This is a genomic window from Streptomyces sp. NPDC014991 (genome assembly GCF_043080665.1).
Classification (GTDB): domain Bacteria; phylum Actinomycetota; class Actinomycetes; order Streptomycetales; family Streptomycetaceae; genus Streptomyces.
On the sequence record NZ_JBIBVY010000007.1, the window covers coordinates 284,911 to 306,427 of the forward strand.

The 21,517-nt window shown below is 73.1% G+C and carries 18 protein-coding genes and 1 pseudogene; 11 read left to right on the forward strand and 8 right to left on the reverse strand.

All coding sequences use genetic code 11. The features are described from left to right. Window positions 1-225 precede the first annotated feature (225 nt). Genes tgmA through ACF1BE_RS14595 form a run of 3 tightly spaced genes read left to right on the forward strand, consistent with a single transcriptional unit; the run spans window position 226 to window position 2,342 of the window. Window positions 226-417 carry a putative ATP-grasp-modified RiPP gene (gene tgmA / locus ACF1BE_RS14585; RefSeq protein WP_392199359.1) on the forward strand — a complete coding sequence of 64 codons (192 nt, stop codon included), beginning with the start codon at window positions 226-228 and terminating at the stop codon, window positions 415-417. Window positions 418-435: 18 nt separating this feature from the next. After that, entirely contained in the window at window positions 436-1,419 is a 984-nt protein-coding gene (tgmB, locus tag ACF1BE_RS14590) for an ATP-grasp ribosomal peptide maturase (RefSeq protein WP_392199360.1), read from the forward strand. Between the two features lie 35 nt (window positions 1,420-1,454). Further along, the gene (locus ACF1BE_RS14595) at window positions 1,455-2,342 is read left to right on the forward strand and encodes a Gfo/Idh/MocA family protein (protein ID WP_392199361.1); all 888 of its coding nucleotides are present in this window, start codon (window positions 1,455-1,457) and stop codon (window positions 2,340-2,342) included. A gap of 123 nt (window positions 2,343-2,465) precedes the next feature. Here ACF1BE_RS14595 and ACF1BE_RS14600 read toward each other — a convergent pair whose 3' ends face one another. Next, window positions 2,466-3,374 carry a GNAT family N-acetyltransferase gene (locus ACF1BE_RS14600; RefSeq protein ID WP_392199362.1) on the reverse strand — a complete coding sequence of 303 codons (909 nt, stop codon included), beginning with the start codon at window positions 3,372-3,374 and terminating at the stop codon, window positions 2,466-2,468. A 247-nt stretch (window positions 3,375-3,621) separates the two neighbouring features. Here ACF1BE_RS14600 and ACF1BE_RS14605 point away from each other — a divergent pair, with 247 nt between their 5' ends. Further along, window positions 3,622-4,731 carry a PP2C family protein-serine/threonine phosphatase gene (locus ACF1BE_RS14605; RefSeq protein ID WP_392199363.1) on the forward strand — a complete coding sequence of 370 codons (1,110 nt, stop codon included), beginning with the start codon at window positions 3,622-3,624 and terminating at the stop codon, window positions 4,729-4,731. 54 nt (window positions 4,732-4,785) lie between these two features. Here ACF1BE_RS14605 and ACF1BE_RS14610 read toward each other — a convergent pair whose 3' ends face one another. Continuing rightward, entirely contained in the window at window positions 4,786-5,226 is a 441-nt protein-coding gene (locus ACF1BE_RS14610; protein ID WP_392199397.1) for an Lrp/AsnC family transcriptional regulator, read from the reverse strand. A 399-nt stretch (window positions 5,227-5,625) separates the two neighbouring features. Next, window positions 5,626-6,507, reverse strand: a pseudogene (locus ACF1BE_RS14615) (aminotransferase class III-fold pyridoxal phosphate-dependent enzyme); the annotation flags it as partial. A gap of 93 nt (window positions 6,508-6,600) precedes the next feature. Here ACF1BE_RS14615 and ACF1BE_RS14620 point away from each other — a divergent pair. The 5 genes from ACF1BE_RS14620 (at window position 6,601) to ACF1BE_RS14640 (ending at window position 12,661) form a co-directional block, all read left to right on the forward strand. Further along, complete coding sequence (locus ACF1BE_RS14620) at window positions 6,601-7,068, forward strand: hypothetical protein (protein WP_392199364.1); 468 nt, start codon at window positions 6,601-6,603, stop codon at window positions 7,066-7,068. Between the two features lie 311 nt (window positions 7,069-7,379). Further along, window positions 7,380-8,621, forward strand: coding sequence for a serine hydrolase domain-containing protein (locus ACF1BE_RS14625; RefSeq protein WP_392199365.1), 1,242 nt, complete (start codon window positions 7,380-7,382; stop codon window positions 8,619-8,621). Window positions 8,622-9,528: 907 nt separating this feature from the next. Further along, complete coding sequence (locus ACF1BE_RS14630) at window positions 9,529-10,149, forward strand: L-threonylcarbamoyladenylate synthase (RefSeq protein WP_392199366.1); 621 nt, start codon at window positions 9,529-9,531, stop codon at window positions 10,147-10,149. A 386-nt stretch (window positions 10,150-10,535) separates the two neighbouring features. Next, entirely contained in the window at window positions 10,536-11,291 is a 756-nt protein-coding gene (locus tag ACF1BE_RS14635; protein WP_392199367.1) for a dienelactone hydrolase family protein, read from the forward strand. A gap of 170 nt (window positions 11,292-11,461) precedes the next feature. Further along, window positions 11,462-12,661: a glycoside hydrolase family 64 protein gene (locus tag ACF1BE_RS14640; protein ID WP_392199368.1), complete on the forward strand. Its 1,200-nt coding sequence runs from the start codon at window positions 11,462-11,464 to the stop codon at window positions 12,659-12,661. Window positions 12,662-12,719: 58 nt separating this feature from the next. Here ACF1BE_RS14640 and ACF1BE_RS14645 read toward each other — a convergent pair whose 3' ends face one another. After that, window positions 12,720-15,119, reverse strand: coding sequence for a M4 family metallopeptidase (locus ACF1BE_RS14645; protein WP_392199369.1), 2,400 nt, complete (start codon window positions 15,117-15,119; stop codon window positions 12,720-12,722). A 294-nt stretch (window positions 15,120-15,413) separates the two neighbouring features. Further along, window positions 15,414-16,229 carry an SAM-dependent methyltransferase gene (locus tag ACF1BE_RS14650; RefSeq protein ID WP_392199370.1) on the reverse strand — a complete coding sequence of 272 codons (816 nt, stop codon included), beginning with the start codon at window positions 16,227-16,229 and terminating at the stop codon, window positions 15,414-15,416. Window positions 16,230-16,348: 119 nt separating this feature from the next. Here ACF1BE_RS14650 and ACF1BE_RS14655 point away from each other — a divergent pair, with 119 nt between their 5' ends. Beyond that, entirely contained in the window at window positions 16,349-17,863 is a 1,515-nt protein-coding gene (locus ACF1BE_RS14655; RefSeq protein ID WP_392199371.1) for a metallophosphoesterase family protein, read from the forward strand. 67 nt (window positions 17,864-17,930) lie between these two features. Then, a complete protein-coding gene (locus ACF1BE_RS14660; protein WP_392199372.1) occupies window positions 17,931-18,956 on the forward strand; it encodes an LLM class flavin-dependent oxidoreductase in 1,026 nt (341 codons plus the stop codon). 1 nt (window position 18,957) lies between these two features. On the opposite strand, the gene ACF1BE_RS14665 is transcribed toward ACF1BE_RS14660, so the two are convergent. The 3 genes from ACF1BE_RS14665 to ACF1BE_RS14675 form a co-directional block, all read right to left on the reverse strand. Further along, window positions 18,958-20,019, reverse strand: coding sequence for a TauD/TfdA dioxygenase family protein (locus ACF1BE_RS14665; RefSeq protein ID WP_392199373.1), 1,062 nt, complete (start codon window positions 20,017-20,019; stop codon window positions 18,958-18,960). 539 nt (window positions 20,020-20,558) lie between these two features. Next, window positions 20,559-21,029: a peroxiredoxin gene (locus ACF1BE_RS14670; RefSeq protein ID WP_392199374.1), complete on the reverse strand. Its 471-nt coding sequence runs from the start codon at window positions 21,027-21,029 to the stop codon at window positions 20,559-20,561. Then, window positions 21,026-21,430 (reverse strand): hypothetical protein, encoded by a 405-nt coding sequence (locus ACF1BE_RS14675; RefSeq protein ID WP_392199375.1) that lies wholly within the window; start codon window positions 21,428-21,430, stop codon window positions 21,026-21,028. Before ACF1BE_RS14675 ends, ACF1BE_RS14670 begins: the two co-directional genes overlap by 4 nt. Window positions 21,431-21,517 lie beyond the last annotated feature (87 nt).

The following is a 21,517-nucleotide window of genomic DNA, read 5'->3' on the forward strand; positions in this document are numbered from 1 at the left end:
CCGGCCTCCCCTGCCCGTACGCCGGGTACCCGTACGCCGGGGGCCACGGGCGGGGCGAGCCGCGGGCGGGCACGGCCGTCCGGTCGCGTCGACGGAACAGCGAGGTGTCTTCCTCTTGCTCAGGCACGGTCCCGGGCCCCGTCCGGCACGTGATGACGGAGAGTAAGGAAACCAATCACCCGTTCGACTCGTATAAGGACGTGAAAGCCTAAACAGGGAGAGACCATGCAACCGTTCACGCTCAACTACGCGCGGCCCGCAGTGCAGTTGGACGTCACCGCTCCGTACGCGTACGACTCCGGACTGCAAGTGAACGTCCTCCCGGACGGGCGCATCGCCGCCACCGATCACGCCACGTTGAGAGCACTGGGCACCACGACCTCGACCGCCGGTTCCAAGACGCACTTCGACGACTGAACCGCGGGCGTCGAGACGATGACCGTGCTCATCCTGACCTGCGAAGAGGACGTGACGGCGGACATGGTGGTCCTCCGGCTGGGCGAGGCGGGCGTGCCCGTCGTCCGGCTCGACCCCGCCGATCTGACCAACGGAGTAGCGCTGTCGGCCGAGTTCGTCCACGGTGCCTGCCGTGGACACCTGTCCGTCGGTGGACGACTGGTCGGCATCAACGGCCTGCGCTCCGTGTGGGTGCGCAGGCCGGGGAGCCCCGCGGCCCGCGCCGCCCAGCCGTCGGCCTGGCTGACGGAGGAGTCGTCGCAGGCGCTGTACGGCATGCTGCGCTCCAGTGACGCCCGTTGGATGAACCACCCGGACGCGGCCCGCCGGGCCCGCCACAAGCCCTGGCAGCTGCGCCTCGCGCAGAGCAGCGGCCTGCCGGTGCCGGCCACGCTGATCACGACGTTCCCGCAGGCGGCGCGGGCGTTCGCGGAGCGCTTCCCGGATCTGGTGGTCAAACCGGTCTCCGGCGCGCATCCGCAGGAGCCGCCGCGGGCGGTGCCGACCAGCCGGGTGGCACCGGACGCCGACTTCACCGCGGTCGCCTTCGGACCGACGCTGCTGCAACGGCGGATCGCCAAACGGGCCGACATCAGGCTCACCGCCGTCGGCGGCACGTTGCTGGCCGCCCGCAAGCCCACCGACCCGGACGCCGGTCCCGACGACGTGGACGTCCGCTTCGCCCCGTCGGTCTCCCCCTGGGTGCCCACGGACGTGCCGCCGCGCGTCGCCGAGGGCGTGCTGCGCTACCTGCGGGACGCGGAACTGGCATACGGCGCCTTCGACTTCGCGGAGGACGCCGACGGGATCTGGTGGTTCCTGGAGTGCAACCAGTCCGGCCAGTTCGGGTTCGTGGAGATGGACACCGGGCAGCCGATCGCCGCCACCATCGCCGCATGGCTCGCGGAGGAGACAAGTCCGGGCCCCAGGTGTCCGGAGGGCGACCGGAGTGCGGCATCTTGAGGGTGCGGGAAACGGCTCGGAGAAAGGAACGCGACATGCGCATCGGACTGCTGGGGACGGGCCCGTGGGCACAGGCGGCCTACGCCCCCGCCCTGGCCGGGCACACCGGTCCGGAGTTCGCCGGGGTGTGGGGGCGCCGGCCGGAGGCGGCCACGGAACTGGCGGAGCAGTACGGCGTCCCCGCGTACGCCGACGTGGACGCGCTGCTGGCCGACGTGGACGCGGTGGCGGTGGCCCTGCCGCCGTCCGTACAGGCCCGATTCGCGGTGCGGGCGGCAGCGGCGGGCCGGCATCTGCTGCTCGACAAGCCGCTGGCGGTGTCGGTCGCCGAGGGACGGGCCGTGGCGGAGGCGGTGGAGCGGGCCGGGGTGGCGTCGGTGGTGTTCTTCACCGCGCGCTTCCAGCAGGAGCCGGAGGCCTGGATCGAGGAACAGGCCGCGGTGGCGGGCTGGTTCACGGCACGGGCACAGTGGCTCGGGGCGGTGTTCACGACCGACAGCCCGTTCGCGGCCTCGCCGTGGCGGCGGGAGAAGGGCGCGCTGTGGGACGTCGGCCCGCACGCCCTGTCGGTACTGCTGCCGGTCCTCGGCGACGTACGGCAGGTCCTGGCGGCGGCACACGGTCCACAGGACACCGTCCACCTGGTCCTCGACCACGCCGCCGGCGCGTCGAGCACGCTCACCCTGAGCCTGTCGGCCCCGCCCGCGGCGGCCGGGGCCGATGTGGAACTGCGGGGCGAGGCGGGGGTCACCGTCCTGCCGGGGAGTTCCGAAGGTGCGGTTCCCGCACTGGCCCGGGCCGCCGACGCCCTGGTGCGGGCGGCCCGCACCGGCCGTCCGCACCCCTGCGACGCCGGTTTCGGCCTCCGCGTCACCGAGATCCTGGCGGCGGCGGAGGCCCGCCTGTCGGAGGGCACCGACTAGCACCTCCGCAGGGTCCTCGGCTCCTTGTCACGCACTCGCACGAGTGGAGGGGATCCGCCGGCCGGAGTGTGCGACACCGCTTTCGCCGGCGGGCGGCGGCTCGGCCACCGGGCTGTCTGCCGGTCACCCGGCGCCGGTGGCGTTGTCGGCCCAGTAGTTGACGCGTTCCCGTACGACGGGATAGCCGGCCGTGGTGAAGTGCGCGGCCATCGGGAGGTTGCCCTGGTCGGTGGCGGCGGCGATGAACTCGGCGCCCTGTGCGGCGAGGAAGTGGGTGCACTCGGCGAGCAGGTCGTAGGCGTAGCCGTGGCCGCGGTGTTCCGGCACCACTCCGATGAAGCCGACGCACGGTCCGGCGGGGTTGCGTGCGGGGATGTGGATGCCGACCGGATCGCCGTCGGGGGTGCGGGCGATCTGCCACCAGGTGCGCGGGGACGGGAGCCCGCGCAGGAGTTCCAGGTCCTCCTGGGCCGCGTGGTCCACGCCGCCCTCCTCGATGGCCCTGCGGGCGTGCGCGTCGAGGGTGGCGGAGTTGATGCGGCGCAGGAGGCCGTGGAAGACGGCGTCGTCGGATTCGGGCGTGAAGCGGAGCCGGCCGGGCCGCTCGGGCAGGCCCAGGTCCCGGGTCCAGCGGTAGATGAAGCGCTCCACCAGCGGTGCGTATCCGGCTTGGCGCGCGACGGTGGTACGCGTGCCGGCCGCGGCCCGCAGGCGCGGGTCGTCGCGCCAGCCGGCGGGCAGGTCGAGTTCCAGTTCGGGGGTCCGCCAGGGCGCCGTCCGCAGCAGTTCGGCGCCCGCCGCCTCCTCGCCCTCGGCGACGTCCAACCAGTTGATCACCAGCGGTTGCGGGTCCTCGGGCCGGCCCCACCAGGCGGCGCGGGCCACGGTGCGGCCGTCACGCAGCGCGACGCGCTGCCAGTCGGGGCGGTAGCGGGTGTTCCGGTGCTTCTCGGCCAGGGCCAGCGGGTCGGGCATGGTACGGAACAGGGCCGCACTGCTCGCGTCGAGCGTGCGGATGACCAGGTCGGTCAAGATTCCTCCGGGATGCGTTACGGGTGTGGCGCTCCCGGTCGGATCAGACGTGACACGCCGGCGGCACGGGGAGGAGGGAGCGCTGGATGGTGGTGATGTGCATCGTGCCCGCCTCCTTCTTCCGTCCGCTTCGGGCGTGGTGCGCCACAGGTTAGGCGGACCGCGGGGCGGGCGTCCACCGGTTTTCGGCGCGGTCCGGTGCGCCCGGCGGCGGCCGCGCCGGCGGTGGGCGGCGTAGCTTGGGGGTGTGGGATCGCTGCGCGGCCGGTCGTCGGACGGGGACCGGGAGAATCGCGGCTGGCTGCGGGGCGCGCCACCGCCGTGGTGGGTACGGGTGCTGCCCGTGCTCCTGCTCGCGACGGTCACCGTCGCCACGCTGCTGACGCCCCACGCGCGTGATCTCGGATTCCTGCTGGGCGCCATCCCGCCGCTGGCGGTCCTGTCGTACGGCCCGGTGATGACCGGCCTGCTGGGCGTGGGTGTGATCGTGGTGCTGAACGTGCCGGCCACGCATCTGGACCGGCCCGGCCGCACCGACCTGCTCACCATCGTGTTCGTGGCCGCCCTGAGCGTGTTCGTGTCCTTCGTGCGCAGCCGCCGGGACGCCCAGCTGGACACGGAACGGGCCATCGGCGAGGCGGTGCAGCGGGCCGTGCTGCCACCGCTGCCGGAGCGGGTCGGGCGGGTCGGCTGCACGGCCTTCTACCGGGCCGCGCAGAACGGCACGCTGGTGGGCGGGGACTTCTTCGACGTGCGGGAGGGGCCGTGCGGTGTGCGCGCGGTGATGGGGGACGTGCAGGGGCACGGGCTGTCGGCGGTCGCGACGGTGGTCTCGCTGCTGGGGGCGTTCCGGGAAGCGGCCCTGGACCAGCCGGACCTGGAGTCGGTGGCGGCCCGCATGGACCGCCGGCTGGCGGTGGACTCGGCGGACGTACGGCACGCGGAGCTGTTCGCGACGGCGCTGCTGCTGGAGTTCGCCGGGGGTACGGCCGCGGTGCGGCTGGTGGCGTGCGGTCATCCGGCGCCCGTCCTGCTGTGCGAGGGGCAGGCCCGGGATGTGGCCGTCGCGCCCGGTCCGCCGCTGGGGATCGGGCTGGTGGGCGTCGGTCCGCCGAAGGAGGCCACCGTGGCACTCGGTCCGGGCGACCGGCTGTTCCTGGCCTCGGACGGTGTGTGGGAGGCGCGGGACGCCGCCGGTACCTTCTATCCCCTGCCCGAGCGGCTGGCCGCGCTGGCCGGCACTCCGTCGGCCGGGCTGCCGGGAGCGGTGTGGGCGGATCTGGCCCGGCGGCGCTACGAGGTCCGCGACGACGCCACCATGCTGGTGCTGGCACCCGAGCCGCCGTCGGTGTCCTGACTCGCGCTTCCCCTGTCCTCCTGGTCACCGCCGGGCGGCCCGTGGCCCCGGTCGTCAGCCCACCTCCCACAGGAAACGGTGCGTGTGGATGCCGAAATACGGGAAGGACCGGATCTCGCGTACGCCCTCGAGCGGGCGTACCACGTCGTTGACGAGGTCCAGCAGTGCCTTCGGGCCGGGGGCGACCACCTCGGCGAAGAGGTCGAAGCCGCCCGAGGTGAGGACGGAGTAGACGACCTCGGGGCGTTCGGCCAGGGCGTCGGCGACGGCGCGGGGGTCGCCGTCGACGCCGATGCCGAGCAGGGCCATGGCCTGTCCGCCCATGGCCATCGGGTCGGTGACGCCGACCACCTGGACGGCCCTGGAGTCCAGCAGGCGTTGCAGGCGCTGCCGCGCCGCCGAGGCGGACAGGCCGACCCTGGGGCCCAGGTCGGCGTAGGCGATGCGGCCGTCGGTCTGCAGTTCCCGCAGGATGGCGCGGTCGATGTCGTCCATGTCCCTCATGTGTCCCGGCTCTCTTCCGGCCTCCGTCAGCCGGCCAGTTCGGCGAGCGCTGCGGCGAAGACCTCGGTGTGGGTGTCGACATCCCGCTCGGTGGTGTCGGGGCACATCAGGGCCATGTTGTGGAACGGGGTGAGCAGGATGCCCCGGTTGGCGAGGTAGAGGTGCAGGAAGTCCTCCAGCCCGGGGTCGGCGGCCGCCGCGGAATCGGTGCCGGTGCGCGGGGCCGGGGAGGTGAAGCGGTACTCGGTGCGGGCTCCAAGGCGGCTGACCGACCACGGCAGTGCGTGTGCCTGGACGGCGGCCCGGACACCCGCCGAAGCGCTCGGCGAGGGTGGCCATCCGGGCGAACGCCTCGTCCGTGAGCACGTGTTCCAGGGTGGCCCTGGTCGCCGCGACCGACAGGGCGTTGCCGGCGAGGGTGCCGCCGACGCCGCCCATGTCGACGAGGTCCAGGTCGGCGCGGGCCAGCAGCCGGTCGGCGAGCTCGGCGGACAGTCCGTAGGCGCCGGCCGGGATGCCGCCGCCGATCGCCTTTCCGATGGTGAGCAGGTCGGGCTCGAGGTCCCAGGCGGCCGTGCAGCCGCCGGGTCCGGCGGAGAAGGTGTGTGTCTCGTCGTTGATGAGCAGGATGTCGTACCGCCGGGTCAGTTCGCGGACGCCGGCGAGGTAGCCGGGTTCGGGCAGCACGATGCCGATGTTGGTGAGGGCGGGCTCCATGAGGACGGCGGCGACGTCGCCGTGGGCCAGCTCCCGTTCCAGCCCGGCGAGGTCGTTGAACTCGGCGACCCTGCTGGTCAGCGTCACGTCGCAGGGCGCACCGACGTTGCCGGGGCGGGCGGTGCCGGTGCCGTCCGGGCCGGTGACGATCAGTGACTCGTCCACGCTGCCGTGGTAGCAATAGCTGTTGACCAGGATCTTCGGCCGGCCGGTGACGGCCCGGGCGAGCCGGATCGCCCAGCGGTTGGCGTCGGTCGCGGTGAGGGAGAAACTCCAGCGCGCCAGGCCGAACCGGCGGGTCAGTTCGGCGCCGGTCCACTCGGCGTCCTCGGTGGGCAGCATGGCGGTGGCTCCGCCCAGGTCGGCGTACCGCCGCTGGACCGCCTCGGTGACCGGGGCGGGTGAGTGGCCGGCCATCGCACCGGTGTCACCGAGACAGAAGTCGACGTACTCGTGTCCGTCTCGACAGACGGACCGGCAAACGGACCTCGAACGTCCTGGCCGGAACGCCACGGCGCGCCACCCCTTCCGCGCCGTAGAAACATCTACAACCATGCATACGCCGGGTGGGCGCACGGACACGTGGGGTGCCCGGTCACGGTTGCTCCCTGCGTTCAGGCAGGCGGGCGAGGAGACCCGGAGCAGCGCATGACGAACACGATGTGGACGCGGGGCGTGGAGTGGCTGGCCGCGGCGGCGGCCGACCCGCGCGGCTGCAAACGGGAGTGGGATCACGGCGAGGGCATCGCCCTGCTGGAGGCGGGCCGCTTCTGGGACGTGCTGAGCGTCCCCGACCGGCTGGGGCTGCTCACCCTGGACCTGCTGTGGCGGCCCGCGCTGCCGGTGCCGGGACCGACCCTGGTGGACACCGCGGCCGGGCGGGTCGGCTTCTTGCTTCCGCCGGACCCGTCCGGGGGCTGGGTGGGCGCCGGACTGCGGTACGCGAGCAGGGGGGCCTGGGTCGCCGTACCGCCGCCGTACCGGCCCGCCCGCTACCTGGAGTGGCTGGTACCGCCCGACGGCTCCGGCGCCCTCCACGCGCCCGGCGTCCTGGAGGAGGCGCTGCGGCTGGCCAACGGCACTCTGGCCGTGCTGCCGCCGCTGCGCGGGCGGTAGCGGATCACCGCCCTCCGGGCTCGTGCCGGGAGGCGAGGGTGGGGCCGGAGGGGGCCGTCCACAGCGCCTCGGGCCGGGCGGGAACGGTCCGCTGCTGCCCCCGGGTCCGGTGAGGCCATCGCCCGAACCGGCCTCCCGCCCCTCGGAGGAGCATCCCGCCCGCCGGGTCCGGTCCGGCCGCCGCGCCCGTACGGAGCGGGGCCCGGCCGGCGCGCGCGGCGGGTCGGGCGCTCCTATGCTGAGGAGATCCGGGCTCGGACGTCTCGCTCAGGTCGTCTCTCACGCGTCTCTCACGTGGTTGGAGTCAGCCCATGTCGCCTTCGTCCGCACGCCTGCGCAGGGGGGCCACCGCCGCCGCGCTCGCGGGGGCGCTGTTCGTGCCCCTCGCCGCGGGGACGGCACCGGCCGCCGTACCGGCCGCGCCCTCCTCCGACCCACCCGGTCCGTCGGCCTCGGGCTCGGACGTCCGCGCCCTCACCCCCGACGTGGCACGCCAGGTCGACGCGGCCGTACGGCGGGTGATGCGCGAGACCGGCACCCCCGGCGTGAGCGTCGGCATCTGGACGCCGGGGCAGCCCGCTTACGTCCGCTCGTTCGGCGTCGCCGACAAGTCGACCGGTCGCCGGATGGCCCCGGACATGTACACGCGCATCGGCAGCGAGACGAAGACGTTCACGGTGACCGCCCTGCTCCAACTCGTGGACCAGGGCAAGGTCGGCCTGGACGACCCCATCGGCAGGTACATCGACGGCGTACCCAACGGCGACAGGATGACGCTGCGTCAGCTGGCCGGCATGCGCAGCGGGCTGTTCAACTACTCGGAGGACGACGCCTTCTTCAAGGCGCTCACGTCCGACCCCCGGCGACCTTTCACGCCCCGGCAGTTGCTCGCCTACTCCTTCAAACACCCGGTGCTCTTCCAGCCGGGCGAGAAGTTCTACTACAGCAACACCAACCTGATCCTGCTCGGCCTGGTCGTGGAGCAGAGGAGCGGTCAGCACCTCGGGGACTACATCCAGCGGCACGTCCTCGATCCGGCCGGCATGAGGCACACGCTGTTCCCTGACGGCAACGAGTTCCCCGCGCCGCATCCGCAGGGCTACACCGACCAGACGGCGGACGGGAAGACCGCTGACGCCGCCGACTGGGACCCGTCCTGGGGCTGGGCGGCCGGAGCGATGATCTCGACCCTGGACGATCTGCGCATCTGGGCGCGCACGGTGGCCACCGGCCGACTGCCCGACGGGAAGCGGATGGTCAGCGCCACCACGCAGAAGCAGCGCCTCATCACCCCGGCGACGCCGATCCCGGGCGCCGGATACGGGCTGGGCATCTTCGACGTGCAGGGCTGGATCGGCCACAACGGCTCCCTGCCCGGCTACGAGTCGCTGACCATCTACCTGCCGTCGACGCGCACGACCCTGGTCATCGTCCTCAACACCGACATCGACCACGCCGGCAACGAACCCAGCACACTGTTCGGCCGGGCGGTCACCCGGATCGTCTCCCCCCGGCACGTGTTCGACCTGCCGGCCGAGCCGGCGGCCAGGTGAGGCGCGCAACCGCCGAGTGACCGAACGGCGAGGCAGCACACCGGACATGGCTCCGCCGGCGGCCTGGGGGGGGGATCGGCCGCCGGCGGAGACGCCACGCCCGGGGCGGGGGGACGGCCCCGGGCGGCTCCTCCCTCCTCTGCCCCGGTTCCCGGGAAGTACGCACATCGATTGCGGACGATCGCAGCGGCGGGACGAGGAGGGGCGGCCGGGGGCCGTACCCGGGTCGCTCCCGCAGGTCCGGGCTCGCCGGCGCCGCGCGCACCGGCGGTCACTCACGGCCGGGGCCGCCTGGACGGCACGCACAGGGTGCCGGGGCCCGGGGGGCCGCGCGTCAGTGGGCGGCGGGGTGGGGCCGGGGCGCCAGTGGGCCGCAGGCGTCCATCTCGCCCCCGGCGAGCGAGGGCACGGCGTTCGTGAGGGAGAGGCCCGGAGCGCGCGCACCTCGCCGAGGTGGCGCCGGGCGACCGGTGTCAGGTGCAGCCGGGCGACGCGCTTGTCGGCGCTGTCCTGCGGGCGTTCCAGCAGGCCCGGTCCGGACGAGCCGGGAGGCCAGCGCGCTGACGCCGTCGAGCTTCATCCGCAGGGGCGCCGGCGGCCTCCCGCACGGTGGCACCCTGGGCGCTCCGCGAGGCAGCGCAGCAGGTTCAGCGGGCCCTCGGGCGGCCTGGGATGGGCGTGGTCGCGGGCGACCAGCCGGTCCAGGGCCCGGTGCAGCGCGGGCAGGGCCTCGGCGCGCGCCGGGGCGACGCCGTCGACGACCCGCCGGGGGCGCTGGATCCGGGCATGGCCGCCACGACAGGTACGACCTCGTCCCTGTGCCGAACAGGTCGGGCGGAACCGGGTGGTGCCGGCGGGGCACCGCCCCCTGCGCGCAGGGCGTCCGCCGACGGAATAAGCTCGTCGAATGGCGAAGTACTTCGACGTGCACCCCGACAATCCGCAGGCCCGCAGCATCGGCCAGGTCGCCGACGCGATCCGCTCGGGGGCGCTCATCGCATATCCGACCGACTCCTGTTACGCACTCGGCTGCCGGCTCGGCAGCCGGGACGGCATGGACCGCATCCGCTCCATCCGCCGGCTGGACGACCGGCACCACTTCACGCTGATGTGCCGGGACTTCGCGCAGCTCGGCCAGTTCGTCCAGGTGGACAACGACGTGTTCCGGGCCGTGAAGGCGTCGACACCCGGCAGCTACACGTTCATCCTGCCTGCCACCCGCGAGGTGCCGCGCAAGCTGATGCACCCGAAGAAGAAGACCGTGGGTGTGCGCATTCCCGACCACGTCGTCACCCAGGCGCTGCTGGCGGAGCTGGACGAGCCGCTGCTGTCCAGCACGCTGCTGCTGCCGGACGAGGAGGAGCCGCTGACCCAGGGCTGGGAGATCAAGGACCGGCTGGACCACGTGGTGGACGCGGTGGTCGACTCCGGCGACTGCGGCACCGAGCCGACGACGGTGGTCGACTTCTCCGGCGGGGAGGCACAGATCGTCCGCCGGGGCGCCGGGGACACGAGCCGCTTCGAGTGAGCGCGCGGGAGACCGGGCCGCGGGGGCCTGCGCACGTGTCCCGTCCCCCGCGTGCCCCTCTCGGCGTGACCGGCGGCTCGTGGGAGGTGATCCCGGGACGCACCCGGGAGTCCGGCACCGCGTCGGTGTGAGCGGACTTCGCACAGCGACGCGGCGGGCTCGGGCCGGGCGGGAGCTCTCGCACGGGAGGCGTATCCGGCTCTCAGGGGACCGCGTCCGGCGGTGGGCCGGGGAGCACCGCACGTGGGCGGATGTGACGGCGGAGTCCGGTGCCCCCGGCGCCGCTCCCGCGACACGGCTTTCCGATCTTGCGTGGCAGCATGGGCTCCGTCGTGGCGCCGGGCAGGGACCGCCCGCGTCCGTCCCCGAGGGAAGGCCTTCTCACCATGACCGATGTCCGGGCGACCAGCGTCGACATCACCACCGAGGACGGGGTCGCCGACGCCTGCCTCGTCCAGCCGGCCGACGGGCGTCCCCGCCCGGCCGTGCTGCTCTACCAGGACGCCTACGGGCTGCGCCCGCATCTGCGGTCCATGGCCGAGCGGCTCGCCGGTGCCGGTTACACGGTGCTGGTGCCGAACGTGTTCTACCGGCTCGGCCGGGCTCCGGTGCTGGACCTGCCCGCGTTCATCGACCCGGGCGCCGACCCCACGCTCTGGGAGCGGCTCGGACCGATGCTGGCCGGGCTGACACCCGACCTGGTCAAACGGGACGCGGGCGCCTATCTGCGGTGGCTGGCCGACAGTCCGGCGGCGGCCGACGGCCCGGTCGCGCTGACCGGTTACTGCATGGGCGCCCGGCTCGCCCTGTGGACCGCGGGCGCCCACCCGGACCGGGTCGCTGCGGTGGCCGGTTTCCACGGGGGCCGGCTCGCCACCGACGACCCGGCCAGCCCGCACCTGGAGGCGCCGGGCATCACCGCGGAGCTCTACTTCGGGCACGCCGACGAGGACCCGTCGCTGCCTCCGGAGCAGGTGGCGCGGTTCGAGGAGGCCCTGACGGCCGCCGGCGTCCGGAACACCTGCGAGGTGTACGCCGGCGCACACCACGGTTTCACCCAGGCCGACACTCCGGCCTACGACCGGGCGGCCGACGAACGGCACTGGACGGCCCTGTTCGGCCTGCTGGAGCGCGCGTTCTGACCCCGGTCCCCGGCGCCCGCGGACCAGCGGGCGCCGGGCCGATCCGGTCCGAACATTGACATCACGTGTCCGGAACATTGACATGTACGTGTCCTGGCATGACCCTGAGAGCGCTCTCAGAACAGGTACGGACCAGAGCCGTACGCCCCGACCCCACACGGAGGTGGAGAGTGCCTCACAAGCTCACACGCCCCGCCCTGCCCCTGGCCGCCGCCGCGGCGCTGATCGGCGGAGCCCTCACGTTCGGCGCACCGGCCCGCGCCGACGCCGCCGTCCCGGACACCATCCCGCTGAAGATCACCAACAACTCGGGCCGTTCCGACCAGGTCTACGTCTACGACCTCGGCACCCAGCTGTCCTCCGGACGGCAGGGCTGGGCCGACGCGAACGGCACGTTCCACGCCTGGCCGGCGGGCGGCAACCCGCCGACCCCCGCACCGGACGCGGCCATACCCGGCCCGGCCGCCGGACAGTCCACGACGATCCGGATCCCGAAGTTCTCCGGCCGGATCTACTTCTCGTACGGCCAGAAGCTCGACTTCCGGCTCACCACCGGCGGGCTGGTGCAGCCGGCCGTGCAGAACCCCTCCGACCCCAACCGGAACATCCTCTTCAACTGGTCGGAGTACACGCTCAACGACTCCGGTCTGTGGCTCAACAGCACTCAGGTGGACATGTTCTCGGCGCCGTACGCGGTCGGGGTCCAGCGGGCCGACGGCGGTGTGAGCACCACCGGCCACCTGAAGTCCGGTGGCTGGACCGGCTTCTTCAACGCGCTGCGCGGACAGCCGGGCGGCTGGGCCAACCTGGTCCAGACGCGCTCCGACGGCACCGTGCTGCGCGCGCTGTCCCCGCTGTACGGCGTGGAGACCGGCGCTCTGCCGGCGAACGTGATGGACGACTACGTCAACCGGGTCTGGCAGAAGTACACGACGTCGACCCTGACGGTGACGCCGTTCGCGAACGAGCCCAACACGAAGTACTACGGCCGGGTCTCGGGCAACGTCATGAACTTCACCAACTCCTCCGGCGCGGTGGTCACCAGCTTCCAGAAGCCGGACGCCTCCAGCATCTTCGGCTGTCACAAGCTGCTGGACGCGCCCAACGACGCCGTGCGCGGCCCCATCTCCCGCACGCTGTGCGCCGGTTTCAACAGGTCGACCCTGCTGGTGAACCCCAACCAGCCGGACACGACGACGGCGAACTTCTACCAGGACACGGTGACCAACCACTACGCGCGCAAGATCCACGCGCAGATGGCCGACGGCAAGGCCTACGCGTTCGCCTTCGACGACGTCGGCAACCAGGAGTCACTGGTGCACGACGGCGGCCCGCGGCAGGCGTATCTGACCCTGGACCCGCTGAGCTGACACGACGACGGTCCCGCACCCGGGGTACGGGGTGCGGGACCGCGGTCGGATGCGGGGATCAGCCGGTCGTCAGGGCCGTGTCGTCCACGACGAAGCTGGTCTGGAGTGAGGAGTCCTCCACGCCGTTGAACTTCAGCGTGACGGTCGAGCCCGCCAGCGAGGACAGGTCGAAGGACTTCTGGCTGTAGCCGGAGGCCGCGTTGACGTTCGAGTAGGTCGCGAGGGTCTTCGAACCGGCGGTCACCGTCAGTTTGTCGTACGCGGTGCTGCCGGTCTCCGCGGTGTCGATGTGCAGGTAGAAGGTCAGGGTCGCCTTGCAGCCCGCGGGGATCGTCACCGACTGGGACAGCGAGTCGGTGTGCGTGGAGCCGTAGCCGTCCAGCCAGGCCTTGTAGGAGCCGCCGTGGGCCGCCTCACCGCTGTCGGTGGTGATGACGCCGCTGGTCGCGGTCCAGCCGGTGCCACCGGACTCGAAACCGGGGTTGCTCAGCAGCTGGGCCGAGCCGCAGCCGCCGCCGGTCGAGCTGACCGTCCAGCCGAAGGTGGCGGTGCCGGTCGCGCCGGTGGAGTCGGTCACCGTGACGGTGGTGCTGTACGTCCCCGCCGTGGTGGGCGTGCCCGAGATCAGACCGGTCGAGCTGTTGACCGACAGGCCGGCCGGCAGGCCGGAGGCGCTGTAGGACAGCGCGCCGCTGTTGGTGCTGCTCGCCTTGATCTGGAGGCTGACGGCCGTGCCGACGGTGGTCGACTGGCTGCCCGGGTTGGTGACCGTCACCCCGCTGCTCGGCGGGTTGATGTGGCTGCCGACGTTGATGCCGGCGAAGGCGTTGCCCACTCCGGCGTACTGCGTGGAGTTGGTGCCGTACAGCGCGGCCGCGGCGTTCAGGGCGGCGGTGCGGGCGCCGGCGTAGTTGGTGCTGGACGTCATGTACGTCGTCAGCGCCTTGTACCAGATCTTCAGCGCGGCGTCGCGGCCGATGCCGGTGACGGCGACGCCGTCGGAGGTCGGGCTGTTGTAGGTCACGCCGTTGATGACCTTGGTGCCGCTGCCCTCGGACAGCAGGTAGAACATGTGGTTCGCGGGGCCCGAGGAGTAGTGCACGTCCAGGTTGCCGACGCCGGAGTACCAGCTGTCGGCCGAGCCGCCGTCCTTGCTCGGCTTGTCCATGTAGCGCAGCGGCGAGCCGTCGCCGTTGATGTCGATCTTCTCACCGATGAGGTAGTCACCGACGTCGGACGTGTTGTTCGCGTAGAACTCCACACCGGTGCCGAAGATGTCCGAGGTGGCCTCGTTCAGGCCGCCGGACTCACCGCTGTACTCCAGCCCGGCGGTGTTCGAGGTGACGCCGTGGCTCATCTCGTGGCCGGCCACGTCCAGCGAGGTGAGCGGGTCGTTGTTGCCGGAGCCGTCACCGTAGGTCATGCAGAAGCAGCCGTCGTCCCAGAAGGCGTTCACGTACGCGTTGCCGTAGTGGACGCGGGAGTAGGCGCCGACACCGTCGTTGCGGATGCCGCTGCGGCCGAAGGTGTTCTTGTAGAAGTCCCACGTCTCCTGCGCACCGTAGTGCGCGTCGGCGCCCGCGGTGGCGGCGTTGGAGTTGGTGCCGTCGCCCCAGGTGTCGCTGGTCTGCGAGAACAGGGTGCCGGTGCCGGAGGTGCCGTGGTTGAGGTTGTACGTCTTGTGACCACCGCGGGTGCCGTCGGTCAGCGTGTAGCTCGAACCGGACTGGGCCGTCGTCAGCGTCACCTGGCCGCTGTACCGCGTCTTGCCGACGCCGGTGTCGATCGCCTGGTAGCGGTACAGCTCCTTGCCGGTGGTGGCGTCGGTGACGACGTGCAGCCGGCTGGGCGTGCCGTCGTCCTGGAGGCCGCCGACCACCGTCTCCCAGGCGAGCTTCGGGGTGCCGGTGCCCGCCCAGATCACCTTGCGGGCGCTGTCGGTGGTGGGCTTCGCGGCGTCCAGGGCCTTCGCGGCCTTCAGCGCCTTGGTCTCGGCGGCGGCCTTGGTGTAGGTCGCGGTGGTGGAGCGCACCCGTATCGTGCGCTTGCTGTTGAAGGTGGTGCTCACGGTTCCCGCGGCCTGCGAGGCGGGCGGGGTGTGCACCACGAGGTCGCCGCCGAGGACGGGCAGTCCGGCGTACGTGCGCTCGTACCGCGTGTGCAGGGTGCCGTCGTTGTCCTTGACGACGTCCCTGACGACCAGCTTCTCCTGGGCGCCGAGCCCCAGGGTGCGGGCGGTCGTGTCGGTCTTCTGCCGGGCGCTCTTGATCAGCGCCTGGTGCTGGGACGGGCTGAGGCCCGCTGCCAGGCCGCCGCCGCGCAGCGGGCTGGGGTGGGGAGCGGCCGGTGCGGCGGTGGCCGGTACGGCCTGGAGACCGACGGCGAGGAAGGCCGCGGTGGAGACCAGGGCGGCTCCGACCGTGGCCCGCTTGTGGGGAAGGGCTCTGTGGGGTCTCACTCGTACTCCTCCTGCTGCGGCCGCCGGTTCGCGGCCGGTGACAGACCGGGCGGACGGGTCCGCCGCCCGGCGAGCTGAGCTGTGCGGGAGCGTGATCCGTGTGCGCGTGGGGTGGATCAGCGTTCGGAGGGAGAATGGCAGCCCTGACCGGGGCATGTCACCCAACGGCGGGTCAATCGAGGGTTTTCCCCCGGTCCGCCCGACACCGCCTCGCGGCCGGGGCCGAGACCCCCGCAACGGCCGGCGCCCCCACCCCGGCGAGGGGGAGGGGGCGCCGGCCGGTGCGTGCGCGGGTCACGGCTTGCGGGCCAGTCCCCCGTGCTCGGCGACGACCTCCGGTGAGGGCGTGCCGGGCTCCGGACGCCACCACGTGACCGGGACGACGCCGGGCTCGATCAGTTCCAGGCCGTCGAAGTACGCGGTGATCTCGTCCACGGTGCGCAGGTTGTACGGGACGGCACCGCTGTCGTTGTAGGCGTCCTGCGCCTCCTCGAAGACCGGGTCGATGCCGCGCGAACCGTCGTTGACGGCGAGGTAACTGCCCGACGGCAGGGCGTCCATGAGCCGGGTCACGATGGAGCGGGCCCGGTCGTGGTCGGCGACGTGTCCCAGGATGTTGCTGAGGATGAGCGCGGTGGGCCGGCCCAGGTCCAGCGTCCGGGCGGCCTCCTCGAGGATGCGGTCCGGGTCCGTCACGTCCGCGTCGATGTAGGCGGTCGCACCCTCGCGGGACGAGTACAGCAGCGCACGCGCGTGGGCGAGGACCATCGGGTCGTTGTCGACGTAGACGATCCGCGCCTCGGGGGCGAGTCCCTGCGCGACCTCGTGGGTGTTCTGGGCGGTCGGCAGACCGGTGCCGACGTCCAGGAACTGCCGGATGCCCGCCTCGGACACCAGATACGTGATGGAGCGGCGCAGGAAGGCACGGCTGCCACGGGCGATGGTGACGATGCCCGGGAAGACGGCGGTGTAGGCGTCACCGGCCTCCTCGTCGACAGGATAGTTGTCCTTGCCGCCGAGCCAGTAGTTCCAGATGCGGGCGGAGTGCGGCACCGACGTGTCGATCTTCTGGCGCATCGCTTCTTCGGGCGTCGTCACAGGGTCGGTCATGGGTCGTGTCCGTCTTTCAGCCGAGGCGTGGATCATTCAGGGCACAACTTACGTGCTCCTGCTGGTTCCTGGCCCGCCGCTCCGGGTTTCCGGGGCCCCTGGTTGTTACCGTGCACCGCGTGTCTGACTCCTCACGCGATACCGCACAGGGCGCCGGCTGGGGCGCCGCCGAACGCGGCACGTACCAGCAGCTGATGCCGGGCCGTACCGAGAGACTGTCGTGGCTGAACCCCCGGATCCTGTGGGCCGCCCGCAACGGCGTGCTGGCGTCCTGGTTCGGTGATCCCACGGGCCGTACCCGCAGCCACTGGGTGGCCCGGCGGGCGGCGGCCGGCGCGCCCGCCGACAAGGTGATCCGGCGGGACGTACCGGACCGGTTCTCCTTCATGGTGATCGGGGACACCGGAGAGGGCGGCGACTCCCAGTACGCGGTGGTACCTGGCTTCCTGAAGGTGGGGCGGGACACGGAGTTCGCCGTCCTCGCCAGCGACGTCGTCTACCCCGTCGGCAGCACCGACGACTACGGCCGCAAGTTCTTCCGGCCGTACCAGGACTACCCCGCGCCGATCTACGCGATACCGGGGAACCACGACTGGTACGAGGACCTCGGTGCCTTCATGCGCGTCTTCTGCGCCGACCCTCCGCCGCTCCCCCCGGAGCCCCGGCCCCGCCCCCTCACCCGCGCCTGGCTGCGTTCCCTGCTCTGGCACCGGGCACGCCCCGCCGACGAGCAACAGCTCGCCGACGCGCGTCGGTTGCGGTCGGCTCCGGAGCAACAGGCCGTACAGCCGGGGCCGTACTGGGCTCTCGACGCGGGACAGGTGCGGATCGTCGGCATCGACACCGGGCTGCTGGGCACCATCGACGCCGAACAGGGCGCCTGGCTGCGGGAGGTGTCCCTGGGGCCCCGGCCGAAGATCCTCGTGACCGGGTCGCCGTTGTACGTCGACGGCGAGCACCACCCGTGCCCCATCGAGGGCGGCGGCACGGTGGACGACATCGTCCGGGCCCCGGAGCACCACTACGTGGCCGCGATCGGCGGCGACATCCACAACTACCAGCGCTACCCGGTCGAGGTGGACGGCCGCACCGTCCAGTACGTGGTCGCGGGCGGCGGCGGGGCGTTCATGCACGCCACGCACACCATCCCGCGGGTGTCGGTCGGCGGCGTCACCGAGCGCGACTTCCGCTGCTATCCGCTGCGCGGCGACTCGCTGGCCTTCTACAGCCGCCTGTACGGCCGCCGGCTGCGGCTGCCCCGCTTCTTCGGTCTGACGGCGGCCGAGGCGACGGCCGTGATCACCGAGCGGCTGGGCATCGAGCCGGGCCGTGCGCCGGAACCCGGCGCACGGATCACCCGCCGCACCCGGCTGGTCGCGAGCCTGCTCGGCGCCGGCCGCCGGCCCGGGAAAACCGCCCGGTTCCGGCTCCCGGTGCGGAAGATCCACACCCAGCTGTTCTCGCCGTCCTCCACCACCTACAGCCCGCCGTTCTTCAAGTGCTTCCTGCGGCTGGACGTCGGTCCCGACGCGGTCCGGCTGCGCTGTTACGCCGCGACCGGCAACCGCGCCCAGGAGCTCGACCCGCCCGTCGAGGACGAGGTCGTGATCCCGCTCCCGGGCCCGCCGAACTGATCACACGGTTGTCACACTCGCCTGCCAGAATCGGGTCAGCACCGACGTACGACCGTTGGAGGAGCCCGTGCCGTCCGTCCCCCGCCCCCTGCGCAGGCTGGGCTTCCTCACCATCGGCCTGTTCGACGCGGCGGACCCCGGCCGCGGCCACGAGTCCACGCTGGAGATCATCGAGCTCGGCGAGCGGCTCGGCTTCGACAGCGCCTGGGTCCGCCACCGCCATCTCCAGTACGGCATCTCCTCCCCGGTCGCCGTCCTCGCCGCCGCCTCGCAGCGCACCCGCCGCATCGAGCTCGGCACGGCGGTGACACCGCTCGGCTGGGAGAACCCGCTGCGGCTCGCCGAGGATCTGGCGACCGTCGACGTGCTGTCCGGCGGCCGGCTCAACGCGGGTGTCAGCGTGGGTCCGCCCCAGCACTTCGACCAGGTCAGGGACGCCCTCTACCCGGACACCGCCGACGCGGAGGACTTCGGCCACGAGCGCGTACGCCGGCTGCTGGACCTGGTGCGCGGCGAGCCCGCCACCGGCTTCCACGGGGAGGAGGGCTTCGAGGTGTTCTCCTCCGTGGTCCAGCCGCACTCCCCCGGCCTCGGGCGGCGGCTGTGGTACGGCGCCGGCAGCCTCGGTTCGGCCCGCTGGGCGGGCGAGCACGGCATGAACCTCCTGACCAGCAGCGTCGTCAAGGCCGAGGAGGGCGGGCCGCTGGACTTCACCGGGATACAGCTGTCCCACATCCGGGAGTTCCGGGCCCGCCACCCCGACGGGGACGCGGCCCGCGTCTCCCAGGGGCTGGTGGTGATCCCGACCGACTCCGCGAGCCCCGCGCAGCGTGCCCGGTACGCCGAGTACGCGGCCCGGCGGCTGCCCCGTACGGCCTCCCCGCAGGGCCCGGCGCGGCTGCTGTTCGCGCCGGACCTGGTCGGCACCTCGGCGGAACTGGCCGAGCGGCTGCACGCCCACGCCGCGTTCCGCGAGGTCGACGAGGTGGCCTTCGCGCTGCCGTTCACCTTCGAGCCCGAGGACTACGCGCAGATCCTGACGGACATGGCGACGAAGCTGGGTCCGGCGCTGGGACGGCCGCCCACCCGCTGACTCACCACTGCCCCACCGCCGGACCGGTCACCGGCTCCGACGGCCTGCCGTCCACGCCCACCGGCACGTCTCCGGCGAGCATCACCCGGTGCATGATCCGGGGAGCGCCGAGATGGGCGCTGTCACTCGGGGCGAGGTGGATCGTGGCCCGGTTGTCCCAGAAGGCGACGCTGCCGGGCTCCCAGCGGAAGCGGACCGTGTACTCGGGGCGCACCGCCTGCTCCAGCAGCATCTCCAGCAGCGCGGCGCTCTCCGGGCGGGAGACGCCGGCGATCTGCTCCACGTAGTAGCCGTTGACGAACAGCACCCGTTCCCCCGTCTCCGGGTGCACCCGCACCAGCGGGTGCACGGAGGCGACCTGGTGGTCCAGGAGGTGACGGACGTACGCGTCGTCGCCGGGCCGTGGCTGGTAGCCGACGCCGAGCCGGTGCTCGGCGCGCAGCCCGTCCACGAAGGCGCGGACCGGCGCGGACAGCCCGGCGTAGGCGGCGGCCAGGCCGGCCCAGGTGGTGTCGCCGCCGTAGGGCGGGACGGTCTCGGCGCGCAGGACGGTCGCCGCCGGCGGGTCGATCCGGGCGCCGTGGTCGCAGTGCCAGCCGCGCAGCAGGGTGTGCCGGCGGCGCCGCAGCCACTCCTCGTGCTCCATGCCGAACCGTCCGCCCAGTTCCAGCCGGTCCGCCGTGGTCTCCACCTCGGGGAAGCCGGCCGGTGAGGCACCGCCCCGCCGGCCGGGGACGACGGGTTCGCCGAAGCGGCGGGCGAAGGCGACATGGCCGGCGTGGTCCAGGTGCTGGTCCCGGAAGAACACCACCTTCCAGCGCAGCAGGGCCTGCCGGATCAGGGCCACCACGGCGTCGTCGAGCGGCCCGGTGAGGTCGACCCCGGCGATCTCGGCACCGATGTGCCCGGCGACGGGCCGGACCTCCACACCGGGAACCGTGACGTCCGCACCGGCGGCCGTCACCCCGGCGCGGGGCCCGGTCACCGCGTCGTGGCGGGGCGGCTGTCCCTGCCCGTCCGCGCCCCGCTCCGGCTGCCCCGCTGTGACCCCGTGCGTCGTCATGCGCGCTCCGATGCTCGTCCGTACCGGCTCCGCTCAGATCGTGACACCGCGGCGCCCGGACCGCGAGCACCCCTCGCCAGGAGGCTCCCCGTGCGTACCGCCTCCGTGCCGCGCTCTCCGTCGCGGTGGCCGCCGGCACCCCGCCGGCCGGCGGCGCCGCTCACGCCACGCCCGCCGGGCCGGGTGTCACCGCCCGGCTGATCGGCCGGCCCCGATCGGTGACACGGACCGCGTCGTGCGGGAGATCCACGGTGCCGCCGGGGCGGACGACCGGCCGGCACTACCCTGCGGACGGGCCGCTGTACGGCCGGGTCCGGCAGGCACGCTGACCCGTTGCCACGCCGACTGCGCCGAGGACGGCATGTACCGCACGGGCGGCACGTGTGTACGGACCGCGGGGGACGGACGAGGTGCACCTCGTGGCCTAGCGGGGCGACGAACCGCCGGTCCTGGACGTGGTGCACGTCCTGCCCGAACGGCTCGCCGTACGCCGAGTCGGTGCCGGACCGCGGCAGTTCCTTCGAGTGACCGGAGCCGGTTCAGCCCGTGCGGGCGCGCAGGGCGGCCAGCGCCCGGTCGGCGTGGGTGTTCATGCGCAGTTCGCTGCGGACGACGTCGAGGACGGTACGGTCCGCGTCGATGACGAAGGTGACGCGCCTGGTCGGGGCCAGGGAGAAGCCACGCCGGACGCCGAACCGCTCACGGACCGTGCCGTCGGCGTCGGAGAGCAGCGGCATGCCGAGGCGGTGCCGGCCGGTGAACTCCTGCTGCCTGTCCACCCCGTCCCCGCTGATGCCGACGGGGCGGGCGCCGACGGCTGCGAACTCGGCGGCGAGGTCGCGGAAGTGACAGGCCTCGGCGGTGCAGCCGGGGGTGAGGGCGGCGGGATAGAAGAAGAGGACGACCGGTCCCTCTGCCAGCAGCTCACTGAGCCGGCGGACGGTTCCGGTCTGGTCGGGCAGGGCGAAATCCTCGGCCCTGTCCCCGACCGCCGGAGGACGCCGGGTCACCGCTGCCCCTTCCCCGGCCGTCCGGTCACGTCCGCCGCGCCGCGGGCCACGTTGCGGGCCCACAGCACCAGCGGCGCCTGGAGCGGGAGCCGGGCGAGGGCGGCGCTCCGCTGCGGCGTGGGCCGGTCGCGCGAGTCGACGGCCAGCTGGACGTTGGCCGGGAACACGCCGACGAAGAAGGCGGCTGCCGCTCTGGCCGCCACGGCGCGCGTCCGGGGCGCCGCGATGCCGGCCGCCAGAGCCAGTTCCGCGACGCCGCTGCCGTACGTCCAGGCCCTGGGCGAGCCCGGCAACCGGCGGGGAATCGTCGCGTCGAACCGCCGGGGGGCGGCGAAGTGGGCGACCCCGGACACCGCCAGGAGGCCGGCGAGCAGCAGGGGTGAGCGTTCGGACCGGGACACGGTTCCTCCTCTGGTGGCCTGCCGCCGGATATTACTGGACGGTAGGGACCGTGGGGGGACCCGGGCGCCCCAGCGCGACGCGTTCCG

Excerpts from the sequence above, each read along its gene's own strand:
- ACF1BE_RS14620 (WP_392199364.1), top strand. The coding sequence starts at position 6,601 with ATGACGAACACGATGTGGACGCGGGGCGTGGAGTGGCTGGCCGCGGCG.
- ACF1BE_RS14595 (WP_392199361.1), top strand. The coding sequence starts at position 1,455 with ATGCGCATCGGACTGCTGGGGACGGGCCCGTGGGCACAGGCGGCCTAC.
- ACF1BE_RS14625 (WP_392199365.1), top strand. The coding sequence starts at position 7,380 with ATGTCGCCTTCGTCCGCACGCCTGCGCAGGGGGGCCACCGCCGCCGCG.
- ACF1BE_RS14665 (WP_392199373.1), bottom strand. The coding sequence starts at position 20,019 with ATGACGACGCACGGGGTCACAGCGGGGCAGCCGGAGCGGGGCGCGGAC.
- ACF1BE_RS14630 (WP_392199366.1), top strand. The coding sequence starts at position 9,529 with ATGGCGAAGTACTTCGACGTGCACCCCGACAATCCGCAGGCCCGCAGC.
- ACF1BE_RS14610 (WP_392199397.1), bottom strand. The coding sequence starts at position 5,226 with ATGGACGACATCGACCGCGCCATCCTGCGGGAACTGCAGACCGACGGC.
- tgmA (WP_392199359.1), top strand. The coding sequence starts at position 226 with ATGCAACCGTTCACGCTCAACTACGCGCGGCCCGCAGTGCAGTTGGAC.
- ACF1BE_RS14635 (WP_392199367.1), top strand. The coding sequence starts at position 10,536 with ATGACCGATGTCCGGGCGACCAGCGTCGACATCACCACCGAGGACGGG.
- ACF1BE_RS14650 (WP_392199370.1), bottom strand. The coding sequence starts at position 16,229 with ATGACCGACCCTGTGACGACGCCCGAAGAAGCGATGCGCCAGAAGATC.
- tgmB (WP_392199360.1), top strand. The coding sequence starts at position 436 with ATGACCGTGCTCATCCTGACCTGCGAAGAGGACGTGACGGCGGACATG.